Source organism: Stagnihabitans sp. (genome assembly GCF_964946895.1).
On the sequence record NZ_CBBQHX010000031.1, the window covers coordinates 39,928 to 53,949 of the forward strand.

Consider the following 14,022-nt stretch of genomic DNA (forward strand, 5'->3'; position numbering starts at 1 on the left):
CATTTGCCGCAACTTCACGCCATTCAGGACGGAAAGTTGCATGCAAGGGCGGCATTATCCTGCCCTGCATGCTTTCGGAAGGGGGAACGGGCGGGAACCATGCTGCGCTTGAAGAAAACCGTGGTGCTTGTCGGGATGATGGGGGCGGGTAAAACTGCCGTCGGCACGGCTTTGGCGCGTTTGCTGGCGGTGCCCTTCCTCGATTCGGACGAAGAGATCGTCAAAGCCGCCAACCGCTCGATTGCGGAAATTTTCGAACGGGATGGTGAACCTTTCTTTCGGGCGCGCGAGACTGAGGTGTTGAACCGCTTGCTGCATGGCGAACCTTGCGTGCTGTCGACCGGCGGCGGCGCCTTTCTGGCACCGGTCAACCGCGGCCTGATCCACGAGGCGGGGGTCTCGGTCTGGCTGCGGGCCGATCTGGAACTGCTGTGGCAGCGCGTGCGCCACAAGACCACGCGCCCCCTGCTGCGCACCGCCAACCCTCGCGAGACGCTGAAAGGCCTTTACGAGGCGCGGATGCCTGCCTATGCCTCCGCCGATCTGACGGTGGATTCCGCCGCAGACATCTCGGTCGAGCAGATGGCCGAGCGGGTGGCGCAGGCCTTGGTCACAAGGCCGGATGTGGTGGAGACGGTCTGACATGGTCAATGTGGTTCCGGTGAACCTTGGGGCGCGCTCGTATGAGGTGCGCATTGGCGAGGGGCTGATCGGCCGGATCGGGGCCGAGGTTGCACCGCTGTTGCGGCGCAAGAAGGTTGCGATCGTCACCGACGAGACCGTGGCGCAAAAGCACCTGCCCGCCGTGCTGGAGGCCTTTGCCGCCGCCGGCATCAGCGCCTCGGCAATGGCGCTGCCTGCTGGGGAAAGCACCAAGGCCTGGCCGGAGTTCACCCGCACCGTCGAGTGGCTGCTGAGCGAGAAGGTCGAGCGGCGTGATATCGTGGTGGCGCTTGGCGGCGGCGTGGTCGGCGATCTGGTGGGCTTTGCCTGTGCCGTCCTGCGGCGCGGCGTGCGCTTTGTGCAGGTTCCGACGACACTGTTGTCGCAGGTCGACAGTTCGGTGGGTGGCAAGACCGGGATCAACTCGACCCACGGCAAGAACCTGATCGGGGCGTTTCACCAGCCGTCGCTGGTGCTGGCCGATATCGACGTGCTGGACACCTTGCCCGCCCGTGACCTGCTGGCAGGCTATGGCGAGGTGGTGAAATACGGGCTTCTGGGCGATGCCGGCTTCTTTGACTATCTTGAGGCCAAGGGTCCGGCGCTGGCGCGCTTTGACCATGAGGTGATCCTGAAGGCCGTCACGCGCTCGGTCGAGATGAAGGCCGGGATCGTCGAACGCGACGAGACCGAAGAGGGCGAGCGCGCGCTTCTGAACCTGGGTCACACCTTCTGTCACGCCCTGGAAAAGGCCACCGGCTACGGCGACCGCCTGCTGCATGGCGAGGGTGTCGCCATCGGTTGCGCCTTGGCTTTTGAACTGAGCCAGCGTCTGGGCCTGTGCAGTCAGGAAGCCCCCAGCCGCGTGCGCGCCCACCTGAAAGCGATGGGCATGAAGACCGACCTTGCCGACATTCCCGGCGATCTGCCGAGTGCCGAGGCCTTGGTGGCACTGATGGGCCAAGACAAGAAGGTGATCGACGGCCGCCTGCGCTTCATCCTCGCCCGCGGCATCGGCGCGGCATTTGTGGCCGAAGACGTCCCGCCCGACACCGTGGTGCAGCTTTTGAAAGACGCGCTCCCGGCCTGACCCCTTCATTCAGGCCCAAATATCCCGGGGGGTCTGGGGGGCTGGCCCCCCAGCCGTGACGCTTGTGCTGCGTCAGGGCAGCCTTATGCTGAGCCAAAATCTCGGGGAGGGGATCATGGAAGGCTTTGGCATTCATTCCAGCATCTGGACGATGGACTGGACACCAGAGGCGGCGGACCACGCCATCCGCGAAGCGGTGCGGCACAAGTTCGATTTCGTGGAAATCGCCGTCTTGAACCCTATGCGGATCGACGGGCCGCACACGCGGGCCTTGCTGGACCGCACCGGCCTGCGCGCCGTTGGCTCGTTGGGCCTGCCCGAGGGCTGCTGGCTGTCAAAGGACACCGAGAAGGGGGTGGCGTTCCTCAAGTCCGCACTGGACTGCTGCGACGCACTTGGGGCCGAGGCTTTGTCCGGCGTGACCTATGGCGGGATTGGCGAGCGGACCGGCAAGCCTCCGACCGCCGGGGAATTGGACAACGTGGCGCGCGGCCTGACCGAGGTGGCGACTTACGCGGCCCGTCTGGGTCTGCAACTGGGGATCGAGCCGATCAACCGCTATGAAAGCCATCTGATCAACACCGGTTGGCAGGGTGTCGCGATGATCGAGAAGGTGGGGGCCAAGAACCTGTTCCTGCATCTGGACACCTATCACATGAACATCGAGGAAAAGGGCGCGGGCAACGGCATCATCGATGGCCGCGAGCATCTGCGCTATATCCACTTGTCCGAAAGCGACCGGGGCACGCCGGGGGCGGGGACCTGCGATTGGGACGAGATTTTCGCCACGCTGAAGGCCGTGGGCTTCAAGGGCGGGCTGGCCATGGAAAGCTTCATCAACATGCCGCCGGAACTGGCCTATGGGCTGGCGGTCTGGCGTCCGGTGGCGGACAGCACCGAAGAGGTCATAGGGCAGGGCCTGCCCTTCCTGCGCAACAAGGCGCGGCAATACGGGCTGATCGGGCGCTAAGCCTATCCCGCGTGAAAAAGGCCCCGAACCTGTGGGTTCGGGGCCTTTTCTTTCCGGCGGGACGGCTTATTCGGCCGCCATGCCCTGTCGCCCGTGCACCGCGGGATGGGTCAGATCGGCAACCTTTTCGCGCAGGTCGGCCTGTTCGGCGGCCAGAAGGGCAATCCGCTCGGCCAGGATGTCGCTGGCGGGGCCTTCGTGTTCGGCTTCCTTTTCGCCGACCAAACGACCGAAGACAAAGCCCAGAAGGGCGCTCAGGTCGTCCATGATCAGGTAGAAGGCCGGCACCACGACGAGCGACAGGATCGTCGAGACGATGATGCCCCCCATCACGGCGGTGGCCATCGGCGCGCGGAAGGCGCCACCTTCCCCCACGCCAAGCGCCGAGGGCAGCATGCCCGCCGACATCGCGATCGAGGTCATCACGATCGGGCGGGCGCGCTTGTGACCGGCCTCTACCACCGCGGCGGCGCGGGCAAAACCGCGGGCGCGCATTTCGATGGCAAAGTCGATCAGCAGGATGGCGTTTTTGGCCACGATCCCCATCAGCATCAAGAGGCCGATGTAGACCGGCATCGAGACGGCAGAGTTGGTGATCAGCAGCGCCGTTGCCACGCCTCCGATCGACAGCGGCAGCGAGAACAGGATGGTGAAAGGCTGGATCGCCGAGCGGAACAGCAGGATCAGAACTGACAGCATCAGCATCAGACCCAAGAGCATGGCCTTGCCGAAGGAGGCGGTCATTTCAGCCTGAATTTCCGCGTCACCCGATTCCTGGAAGCGGGCGGTGCCGGGCAGCTTGACGGTGGCGGCAATCGCGTTGAAGCGGTCGGTTGCCGTGCCCAAGGCCACGCCCACCGGCAGGTTCGCCCCGATCACGGCCAGTTTCTGCCGGTTATAGCGCTTGATCGACGACGGACCCTCGCCCAGCCGCACGTCAGCGACGGTGGACAACGGGACCATGTCGCCGGTTTTGGTCTGGATCTTCAGCGCCGCGATGCGGTTGATGTTTTCGCGGCTGGCATCGTCGAGACGGACGCGGATCGGGATCAGGCGGTTGTCGATCGAGACCTTGGCCAAGGCGGCGTCGTAGTCGCCGATGGTGGCCACGCGGACCGCTGCGGCAATCTGCTGGGCGGTGACACCCAGACGGGCCGCTTCATCGGCGCGGGGGGTGATCTGCACCTCGGGGCGCGGCAGGGCACCGTCGGCCGAGACATCGGCCAGCGTCGGCTCGCCCCGCGTGGCGTCCAGCAGCAGGGTCACAGCGCCGTCCAGATCCGCCTCGTTGTCGGCAAGGATGTTGAAGGTCAACGGGCGTGAGCCGCGGTCATCCAGCTTTTGGGCGCGAATGTCGGGGATCGTGGCGAGGCGCTTGAAGATTTCCGCCTCGATCAGGTTCTGCGGCACCGGGCGGCCTTGGTCGGCCACTTGCGGGATGAAGGGCCCGATCAGCGGCAGCTTGTGCGCCACTTGCGACAGTTTCAGGATCAGGCGGTGATCAAGCTTGGTCAGGATGACCGAGACAGTGGCCAGCCGCACATCCAGCGTCCCCGTGGGCGAGGAGCCGCCAAGGATGAAGATCTTGTCGATGTTCGGGATATCCTTGATCTTTTCGTAGATCGCATGGGTGGCTTTTTCCGTCTCATCCAGGGTTGAACCCGGCGGCAGCTCGAGCGACACCGTCACACGGCCGGTATCATCGGGCGGCATGAAGGAATTGGGCAGGGTGGACATGAGTTGCACCGAGAAGAACACGGCGTAAAGCGCCCCCGCCAGAACGAAGTAATAGTTCGGCAGGCCATAGCGCGGACGCTTGATCAGCGAGATGGCCAACTCTTCCACGATCTGTTGCAGAAAGACGCCGAAGGGCGAGATGATGAAGGCCACCAACCAGGTCAGCGCCGTGCGCTGGACCGGCAGATAGCTGGACAAGGGCAGCACGCCGAAGGCATCGAGCGCGAGGGCGGCCAGCAGAACCAGCCCGATGGGTGACAGCTTGTAGCGCCATTTCAAGGTAATCCGGTCGGGCAACCGTTGCACCCAGCGGGCATTGCGCCAGGGATTGTTGAAGGCGATCAGCGTCGCGGTGGAGAAGCGGATCAGGCCGACATAGCCTTTGCCGATCCAGCCATCCTTGTGACCCTCTTCTGTGCCACCGTCGGTGGATTTCATGAAATAGGCGGCCAGCATCGGGGTGATCAGGCGCGCCACCAGAAGCGAGAAGGCGACCGACACCGCCACCGTGATGCCGAACTGGCGGAAATACTGGCCCGGGATGCCGGGCATGAAGGACACCGGCACGAAGACCGCGATGATGGTCGAGGTGGTGGCGATCACGGCGAGGCCGATTTCATCGGCGGCGTCGATGGCCGCCTGAAACGGCGTCTTGCCCATCCGGATGTGGCGGGCGATGTTCTCGATCTCCACGATCGCGTCGTCGACCAGAATGCCCGTCGCCAGCGTCAGCGACAGGAACGACACGAGGTTGAGCGAGAACCCCAGCAGGTTCATCACCCAGAAGGTCGGGATCGCCGACAGGGGCAAGGCGATGGCCGAGATCAGCGTGGCGCGCCAGTTGCGCAGGAAGATCATCACCACGATCACCGCCAGCAAGGCCCCTTCCAGCAGGGTGTCGATGGCGGCGGTGTAGTTGCCGTAGGTGAAATACACCGTGTCATCGACCAGCTTGATGTCGACCTCGGGGTGGGCGGTGCGGATCTTGGCGAGTTCGGCATTGACGACCTCGGCGACGGAGACTTCCGACGCCCCCTTGGCGCGGAACACCGAGAAGGTCACCACCTGCTGGTCGTCCAGCCGCGAGAAGCTGCGCAGTTCCTGGCTGGTGTCTGTGACGGTGCCAAGGTCGGACAGCACGACATGGCGGCCCGAGGGCAGGGCGATGGGGGTGGCCGACAGCTTGGCCACGGTCGAGGCGTCACCCATGGTGCGGATCGCCTGTTCGCCATCGCCAAAGTCAGCGCGACCGCCGCCTTGATTGGTGTTGGTGATCTTCAACTGCTGGCTGACGGCCTGTGCGGTCACGCCAAGGCTGCCCATCTTGATCGGGTCAAGTTCGATGCGGACCTCGCGGTCAGCCCCGCCAAAGCGTTCGACGCGGCCCACGCCGGCCTTGCCTTGCAGGTCGCGCTTGATGGTGTCGTCGACGAAATACGACAGTTCCTCGAAGGTCATCGAGGGGGCGGTCACGGCGTAGGACAGGATGGCCTGACCTTCGACGTCAATGCGGGTGACGGTGGGCGCCTCGACATCGGCGGGCAGGTCGCTTTTGATGCGGTCGATGGCATCCTTGACGTCTTGCACGCCCTTGTCGGTGGGGATCTCCATCCGGAATTCGATCACGGTGGTGGAGGAACCGTCCGATATCGAGGAGGTGACGTTCTTGACGCCGGAAATGCCCGAGACAGCATCCTCGATCACCTTGGTGACCTGGGTTTCCATCTCGGCCGGGGCGGCGCCGGGTTCACTGGCGGTGACCGCGACCAGAGGCACGTCGATGTTGGGGAAACGGGTGATCGGCAAAGCGTAGAAGCTTTGGTAGCCCAGAACCAGCAACAGCACGAAGGCCAGCAGCGGGGCGACGGGGTTGCGGATGGACCATGCGGAGAAGTTCATCTTTGCCCCCTTTTCAATTGGTTGCGGCAGGAACGGGATTGATCTTGTCACCGTCCGAGACAAAGGCGCCGGCCTTGGCCACGACGGTGTCGCCGGCGGACAGGCCGGTCAGAATTTCGATCCAGCCGCCATCGCGGATGCCGGTGGTGACGATGACACGGTGCACCACGCCGTCCTTGACCAGCATAACGGTGCTTTCGGTCCCTTGCGAGCCAAGTGCCGTGACCGGCAGGGCCAGAGCGTCATGCGACGCCACGAGGATATCGGCCTCGGCATACATGCCGGCGCGGACAAGGTCGGGCTTGTCGATGGTGATGCGGGCGCGGCCGAGGCGGGTGGTGACATCGACCTGAGGTTCGACCAGTCGCAGTTTACCTGTGATCGGGGCGATGTTGGCGGCGAGGGTCACGGTGGCGGTCTGGCCGGCGGCGACGCGGGGCATGTCAGCCTCGGCCACGTCGGCGCGCAGTTCCAGCGCACCGTCGCGGCTGATGACGAACAGCGGGTTGCCTTGCGCCGAGGCGATGGCGCCGATCTGGGCGTTGCGCGCGGTGATCTGGCCCGCGACCGGCGAGATGACTTGCGTGCGCGCCAGTTGCAGGGTCAGCGTGTCCAGCTGCGCCTGAACCGAGGCGACCTGCGCCTTGGCACCGATCAGGGCGGCTTGGGCCTGATCATTGGCCGCACTGGAGGTAGAGCCCTGCGCGAACAGGGCTGCGGTGCGGTCGGCGGTCTTCTGCGCCTCGTCCGCCGAGGATTGGGCCGAGGCGAGCGCCGCCTTCAACTGGCTTTGCGTGATCGTCAGGGTGGCGGTCGACAGGGTTGCCAGAACCTGACCGGCCTTGACCGTGTCGCCCACATCCGCCGCCAGCGTTTCGATTGGCTGCCCCTCGATCAGCGGCACGACCGAGACCTGCTCGACCGGGCTGATCAGACCGGAGGCCAGCACGTGATCCTCCAGCTTGCGGGAGGCGACGGGGGTGACGGTGATGGCTGGCAGAACAATGGCCGGAGCGGCGGGTGTCGCTGCAGGGGCGGCCGCCGTTTCGGCGACAACGGGGGCAAAACCGGCACCCGACAGGGCTGCGGCCAGAAGAAGAGCGTGGCGGGAAACGGTCAGGCGCATAGCTGGTCTTTCGGTTCTGTCAGGACGGGCGACGGGGCGGATGGCGGAACGGCGAAGTGAGGGGCGACCGGAGCGTTGGCTTTCACCGCGTCCAGTGTCTGGTCGATGCTGCGCAGGATCATGGCGCGGACTTCGGTTTGGTCCAGTGTTGCGGCGCTGGAAAGGCAGGAAGCGGCCTTGATCAAGACAAGAATATACGAGGCTGGTGCAGAAAAGCGGCGATCTGCCTCGGCCTGGGTCACGCCGGTTTCGGCGGCGAAGACAGCTATGAAGTGGCCGATCACCTCGGATTCCATATGGGCCGAAGCGGCGGCGATTTCCGGAGAGCGGCGCGAGGCGGCCTCGATCTCGGCCCAAAGGTCGGACTCCTTGGCGCAATCGGCATCGGTCAGGCGGTGGTGGATGACCTGCCGCAGGGCGTTCAGCGGCTGCGACGAGGTGATGATGGCGGCAAAGTCGCGCTGCAGATCGGCGGCATCGCGCAGGATCATCGCCTGAATGATCGCGGCCTTGGAGGGGAAATAGCGGTAGAAATTGCCGACACTCATCCCGGCCGCGCGGGCGAGGTCCTGCATGGAGGCACCGTCAAAGCCCTTGTCCACGAAAGCCTGCCGCACAGACGCCAGAATTTCGGCCGAGCGGATGTCGGCGTGGCTGGGCAATTGGGGCGGGGCAGCAAGTTGCATCAGGACAGAATCCGTCGGAGAATGAACGTTCATTCACGGAATTAGAGCAATTGACGCCCACGTCAAGGGAAAACCGGACGGATGTAACGCGGTGAAACATTTTTGCGCCTGCGGGCTGTCGCTTGTCTGGGGGTGCCACGGTTGCAGCTTGGGGGCAGGGCGTGTAACAGAGAGGCCGGGTTTGGGGGCTTTGGTCCCGGCCGGGATCAGCATGGAGGCACGCTTGCGTCGGGTAGTTATCACGGGATTGGGCATGGTTACTCCTTTGGCCTGCGGGGTCGAGGCGACGTGGGAACGTCTCTTGGCCGGGCAGTCGGGGGCGGGGAAGATCACCCGGTTTGATCCGGTCAATGTGATCACCCAATATGCCTGCGAGATTCCGCGTGGCGATGGCACCGATGGCACCTTCAACCCCAACGACTGGATGGAGCCCAAGGACCAGCGCAAGGTCGATGATTTCATCATCTATGGCATGACGGCGGCGGTGCAGGCCGTGAAGGATTCCGGCTGGGAACCCACGACAGAGGAAGATCGCTGCCGGACGGGCGTGATGATCGGATCGGGGATCGGCGGGCTGACCTCGATCGCCGAGACGGCGGTGCTGATCAAGGAAAAGGGGCCGAAACGCGTCTCGCCTTTCTTTATCCCGGGCAGCCTGATCAACCTGATCTCGGGGCAGGTGTCGATCCGGTTTGGTTTCAAGGGTCCGAACCATGCCGTGGTGACGGCCTGCTCGACAGGCGCGCATGCGATTGGCGATGCGGCGCGGTTGATCCAGTGGGGCGATGCGGATGTGATGATCGCGGGCGGGGCCGAGGCGCCGATTTCCGAAATCGGCATCGCGGGCTTCAACGCGTGCAAGGCGCTCAGCACCAAGCGGGCGGATGATCCGGCCAAGGCCAGCCGTCCTTATGATGCCGACCGGGATGGCTTTGTGATGGGCGAAGGCGCTGGCGTGGTCGTGCTGGAAGAATATGAGCACGCCGTGGCACGCGGTGCCAAGATTTACGCCGAAGTGCTGGGCTATGGCCTGTCGGGCGATGCCTACCACATCACGGCACCTGCCGAAGATGGCGATGGCGGCTTCCGGTCCATGCAGATGGCGTTGAAGCGGGCCGGGCTGACGCCTGCCGACATTGATTACATCAATGCGCATGGCACCTCGACCATGGCGGACACGATCGAACTGGGCGCAGTGGAGCGGCTTTTGGGCGATGCGGCGGAAAATGCCGTGATGTCATCGACCAAGTCGTCGATCGGGCATCTGCTGGGGGCTGCGGGCGCGGTGGAGGCAATCTTCTGCGTGCTGGCCATTCGCGACGGGGTGGCACCGCCGACGATCAATCTGGACAATCCCGCAGTGACGCCGCGCCTGAACCTTGCGGCCAATGCGCCCGTGAAGCGGCGGATTGACGTGGCGCTGTCGAACTCCTTCGGGTTTGGCGGCACCAATGCCAGCCTGATCCTGGGCAAGGTTGCCGGCTGATGTGGCGCTCGCTCGCCTCCAATGCGCTGACGCTGTTCATCGTGGGCTTCGTGCTGGTGGCGGGGCTGATCAGTTGGGGGGAGCAAAAATACGTCGCGCCAGGCCCCTTGGCGCAGACGATCTGCGTCAAGGTTGGCAAAGGCGCGACGATGAGCGCGGTGAGCGCCGCCTTGCAGCAGCAAGGTGCGGTGAGCGACGCGCGGATCTTCCGGATCGGGGCGGAGTATTCCGGCAAGACCGGCAAGCTGAAGTTCGGGTCCTATCTGGTGCCGGCGGGCGCTTCTATGGCGGCCGTGGCCGAGTTGCTGACCACCTCGGGACAGTCGACCTGCGGGCAGGATGTCAACCTGCGCATCGGGGTCGGCGGGGCGGAGGTGGTGCTGCGGTCCTATGACGCGACGACGGGTGGTTATACGGATGTGGCAAAGTTCGATCCGGCAGCGGGGCCTGCACCGCAGGCCTATCTTGACGCCGAAGCCGATGCTGACTTGCGCTGGCGGGTGACGCTGGCCGAGGGGGTGACCTCGTGGCAGATCGTGGAATCGCTGAAGGCGGTGGACTTCCTGACCGGGGATATCAAGGTGGTGCCACCGGAGGGCAGCCTTGCACCGCAGTCCTATGAGGTGGAAAAGGGCGGCGACCGCAATGCCTTGCTGGCGGATATGACGACGGCGCAGTCTGCCATTCTGGCGGAATTGTGGGCCTCGCGCGCCGACGGCCTGCCCTACAAGACGCCGCAGGATGCGATGATCATGGCCTCGATCGTCGAGAAGGAAACCGGCGTGGCAGAGGAGCGGGCCAAGGTCGCCTCGGTCTTTTTGAACCGGTTGGCGCAGGGCATGAAATTGCAGACCGACCCGACGGTGATCTATGGGGTGACCAAGGGGCAAGGGGTCTTGGGGCGGGGCTTGCGGCAGAGTGAACTTCGCAAGGAAACCCCTTGGAATACCTATGTAATTCCGGGGATGCCCGCGACGCCGATCTGCAACCCGGGCCGGGCGGCGATTGAGGCGGCACTGAAGCCGGACAGCACGGATTTGCTGTACTTCGTGGCGGATGGCACCGGGGGCCATGCCTTTGCCGCGACCTTGGCCGAGCACAACAAGAATGTGGCGAAGTACCGGGCCTTGCAGGCTGCGGGGACGGGCGATGTGTCTGGAACCGGATCGGGGACGGTGGATGTGACGCTGCCGGGAACCTCTGGGAACTGAGCTGCGGGCGGGGTGGGCGCTCGGCGGACCCGGCTTGGGGGGCTTGCGCAGCCCCCCAAACCCCCTGCGCCGGGAGGGCTGCGCGCCCTCCCGGACCCTTGGCGGGATATTTCAAAACAGATGAAATCGGGGATGTCTGGCGAGAATTTGCCGGGTCCTGCGGGGTTGCGGTAGGGGTCCGGGGCGGGTCGGGTCGGGTTAACAAACGGTTAACGGCACGCACGGTAAAGCCTTGATATCATTGTCGTTTTATATTGACTTTCCGAACTGTCGGGAGTAGAGGTTTTGACATGCTGGAAGAGGTGAGCAAGCGGTTCGGGGGTGGCCCCTGGCCGCTTTTTCATTTCCCGGCCAACCGGAGGGGTAGGTTGAGCAGGCATGACGATACATTTCTCCGCTGGGGATGAACCGCCGGTCGATCTGGTGGAAGTGACGGAAAGCCTTCTGCGGGAGGCGGCCGAAGAGTTGGGGCGCTGTCTGATGAAGATCAGGGCCGGCAAACTGGAGGAGGTCAAAGCCACACCGGCTTTGACCCGCAACGTAAAAGACGCTTTCGAACTGGTTCAGGAAGAAAGGGGCCGTTTTGATAAACTCCGCAAACAGGTTGCCGGGACTGTCGGAACCCGAGCGCTCGACTTTCACGCCGCACGGGATGAGATCGGGCGCAGGCTGGCTCGCCTCCGCGACGCAGGGCCAGGTTGACGATTTTCTGGGGGGGCTGAGTGACAATGCGTTGCTGGCGCTGCCCTGGATGTTCGAGTTCTGGGCGCTGCCACATCAGCTGCCGCCGGAAGGCGCTTGGAAGACCTGGGTCATCATGGGCGGTCGTGGGGCGGGGAAGACGAGGGCCGGCGCGGAGTGGGTGAGGGCGCAGGTGGAGGGCGCTTTGCCGACCGATCTGGGGCGGGCCAAGCGGGTGGCGCTGGTGGGCGAGACGGTGGATCAGGTGCGGGAGGTGATGATCTTCGGCCAGAGCGGGATCATGTCCTGTTCGCCGCCGGATCGGAAGCCGGAGTGGAATGGCACGCGGCGGATGCTGACCTGGCCCAACGGGGCCACGGCGCAGGTGTTTTCGGCGCATGATCCCGACAGCTTGCGCGGGCCGCAGTTTGATGCGGCCTGGGTGGACGAGTTGGCCAAGTGGAAGAAGGGCCAGGACACCTGGGACATGCTGCAGTTTGCGCTGCGGCTGGGGGACAATCCGCAGCAGGTGGTGACGACGACGCCGCAAAATGTGGCGGTGTTGAAGGCGATCATGAAGAATCCGTCGACAGTGTCCACGCATGCGCCGACGGCGGCGAACAAGGCCTATCTGGCGAAGTCGTTCCTGGAAGAGGTAACGGCGCGCTATGCCGGTCAGTCGATTGGCTTGCAGGAGCTGGATGGGATGCTGGTCGAGGACCTGGATGGGGCTTTATGGACACGGATGGCGCTGGACGATCATCGGGTGGAGGCCGACAAGATCCCGCCTCTGAGCCGGATTGTCGTGGCGGTGGACCCTCCGGTCACCGGGACCAAGGGGTCGGACGAATGCGGGATTGTCGTCGTGGGGGCCTTTACCGAGGGGCCGACGCAGAATTGGCGGGCTGTTGTGCTGGAAGATGCCTCGGTCAAGGGGGCCTCGCCGGATCAATGGGCGCGGGCGGCGGTGGCGGCGATGGACCGGCACAAGGCGGACCGGATGGTGGTTGAGGTGAACCAGGGCGGCGACATGGTGGAAAGTGTCGTGCGTCAGGTCGACCCGCTGGTGGCGTTCAAGAAGGTGAACGCGACGCGCGGCAAGATCGTGCGGGCCGAGCCGGTGGCGGCTTTGTATGAGCAGGGACGGGTTTTGCACGTCCGGGGTCTGGGCAAGCTGGAAGAACAGATGTGCCAGATGACGCGGAGTGGCTATCAGGGCGCGCGGTCGCCCGACCGGGTGGATGCGCTGGTCTGGGCGCTGACCGATCTGGTGCTGGACGCGGGGTCTATCAAGCGGCCACAGGTGCGCGGGTTGTAACCGGCGGAGCGGGGGGCCTGCCCCCCGCACCCCCCGGGATATTTATGAACAAATGAAAAGGGATCGGCGCGCGTTTGCGGGCTGGTCGTGGCGCCGCGGGCCTTTGCGCTTTTGCGGGGGGCAAGGTTTTGCCTGAACGGAACAAGGAGAGGCGGAATGGTCTTTGACTTCCTGAGGCGGGCGCCGGGGGCGGTGCCGGATGTGGTGGTGGAGAAGAAAGCGTCTGCCGTCGGGCGGGTGGTGGCTTGGGGCTCCTCGGGGCGGGTGGCGTGGAGTCCGCGGGACGCGGTCAGCCTGATCAAGACGGGGTTTCTGGGCAATCCGATCGGGTTCCGGGCGGTGAAGGTGATTGCCGAGGCGGCGGCGGCTTTGCCCTTGGTTCTGCAAGATGCCAACACACGGTATGATCTGCATCCTTTGCTGGATTTGATCCGCAAGCCGAATGGGGCGCAGGGGCGGGCGGAGCTGTTTGAGGCGATTTATGGCTTTCTGCTCCTGACCGGGAATGCCTATGTCGAGGCTGTGCCGGGGGCGGGGGCGTTGCCGGGGGAGTTGCATGTGCTGCGATCCGACCGGATGAATGTGGTGCCGGGGGCGGATGGATGGCCTGCGGCTTATGACTATGTGGTGGGGGGACGGACACATCGGTTCCCGGTGGGCGATGGGGTTTCGCCCATTTGCCATATCAAGAGCTTCCATCCGCAGGATGACCATTACGGGTTGTCGCCGATGCAGGCGGCGGCGGTGGCTGTCGATGTGCATGGCTCGGCGGCGTCTTGGTCGAAGGCATTGCTGGACAATGCGGCGCGGCCCTCAGGTGCCATGGTGTTCAAGGGGGCGGATGGGCAGGGCACGCTGTCGGCCGAGCAGTATGAGCGGCTGGTGAGCGAGATTGAGAGCCATCATCAGGGCGCGCGCAATGCGGGCCGTCCGATGCTGCTGGAGGGGGGGCTGGACTGGAAGCCGATGGGGTTCTCTCCCAGCGACATGGAGTTCCAGAAGACCAAGGAGGCGGCGGCGCGGGAGATCTCGATTGCTTATGGGGTGCCGCCGATGCTGATCGGGATCCCGGGGGATGCGACCTATGCCAATTATCAGGAGGCGAACCGGGCGTTCTTCCGGTTGACCGTGCTGCCTTTGGCGACGCGGGTGACG

Annotated in this window: 11 protein-coding genes; 8 read left to right on the forward strand and 3 right to left on the reverse strand. The window is 64.5% G+C overall.

The window, feature by feature from the left end; genetic code table 11:
• The first annotated feature begins 99 nt into the window (after positions 1-99).
• From AC1Y2B_RS17475 to AC1Y2B_RS17485, 3 genes are all read left to right on the forward strand, one after another.
• Positions 100-642, forward strand: a complete 543-nt coding sequence (locus AC1Y2B_RS17475) for a shikimate kinase (protein ID WP_482254397.1) — start codon at positions 100-102, stop codon at positions 640-642.
• A 1-nt stretch (position 643) separates the two neighbouring features.
• Positions 644-1,753: a 3-dehydroquinate synthase gene (aroB, locus tag AC1Y2B_RS17480; RefSeq protein WP_482254398.1), complete on the forward strand. Its 1,110-nt coding sequence runs from the start codon at positions 644-646 to the stop codon at positions 1,751-1,753.
• Between the two features lie 115 nt (positions 1,754-1,868).
• Positions 1,869-2,723, forward strand: coding sequence for a sugar phosphate isomerase/epimerase family protein (locus AC1Y2B_RS17485; protein WP_482254399.1), 855 nt, complete (start codon positions 1,869-1,871; stop codon positions 2,721-2,723).
• 66 nt (positions 2,724-2,789) lie between these two features.
• Here the strand turns inward: AC1Y2B_RS17485 and AC1Y2B_RS17490 are convergent, their stop codons facing one another.
• The 3 genes from AC1Y2B_RS17490 to AC1Y2B_RS17500 are packed head-to-tail and all read right to left on the reverse strand — an operon-like array spanning position 2,790 to position 8,171.
• Positions 2,790-6,359 (reverse strand): efflux RND transporter permease subunit, encoded by a 3,570-nt coding sequence (locus tag AC1Y2B_RS17490; protein WP_482254400.1) that lies wholly within the window; start codon positions 6,357-6,359, stop codon positions 2,790-2,792.
• 13 nt (positions 6,360-6,372) lie between these two features.
• Positions 6,373-7,485: an efflux RND transporter periplasmic adaptor subunit gene (locus AC1Y2B_RS17495; protein WP_482254401.1), complete on the reverse strand. Its 1,113-nt coding sequence runs from the start codon at positions 7,483-7,485 to the stop codon at positions 6,373-6,375.
• Positions 7,476-8,171: a TetR/AcrR family transcriptional regulator gene (locus tag AC1Y2B_RS17500; protein WP_482254402.1), complete on the reverse strand. Its 696-nt coding sequence runs from the start codon at positions 8,169-8,171 to the stop codon at positions 7,476-7,478. The genes AC1Y2B_RS17495 and AC1Y2B_RS17500 overlap by 10 nt, the downstream gene beginning before the upstream one ends.
• A 223-nt stretch (positions 8,172-8,394) precedes the next feature.
• On the opposite strand from AC1Y2B_RS17500, the gene fabF reads away from it, so the two are divergent.
• The 5 genes from fabF to AC1Y2B_RS17525 all read left to right on the forward strand — a co-directional run.
• Positions 8,395-9,657 carry a beta-ketoacyl-ACP synthase II gene (gene fabF / locus AC1Y2B_RS17505; protein WP_482254403.1) on the forward strand — a complete coding sequence of 421 codons (1,263 nt, stop codon included), beginning with the start codon at positions 8,395-8,397 and terminating at the stop codon, positions 9,655-9,657.
• Positions 9,657-10,868, forward strand: a complete 1,212-nt coding sequence (gene mltG / locus AC1Y2B_RS17510) for an endolytic transglycosylase MltG (protein WP_482254404.1) — start codon at positions 9,657-9,659, stop codon at positions 10,866-10,868. Before fabF ends, mltG begins: the two co-directional genes overlap by 1 nt.
• 378 nt (positions 10,869-11,246) lie before the next feature.
• Positions 11,247-11,570 carry a hypothetical protein gene (locus AC1Y2B_RS17515; RefSeq protein WP_482254405.1) on the forward strand — a complete coding sequence of 108 codons (324 nt, stop codon included), beginning with the start codon at positions 11,247-11,249 and terminating at the stop codon, positions 11,568-11,570.
• Positions 11,521-12,867, forward strand: a complete 1,347-nt coding sequence (locus tag AC1Y2B_RS17520) for a DNA-packaging protein (protein WP_482254406.1) — start codon at positions 11,521-11,523, stop codon at positions 12,865-12,867. The genes AC1Y2B_RS17515 and AC1Y2B_RS17520 overlap by 50 nt, the downstream gene beginning before the upstream one ends.
• Before the next feature lie 156 nt (positions 12,868-13,023).
• On the forward strand, positions 13,024-14,022 hold a 999-nt coding region (locus AC1Y2B_RS17525; protein WP_482254407.1), incomplete at its 3' end, for a phage portal protein.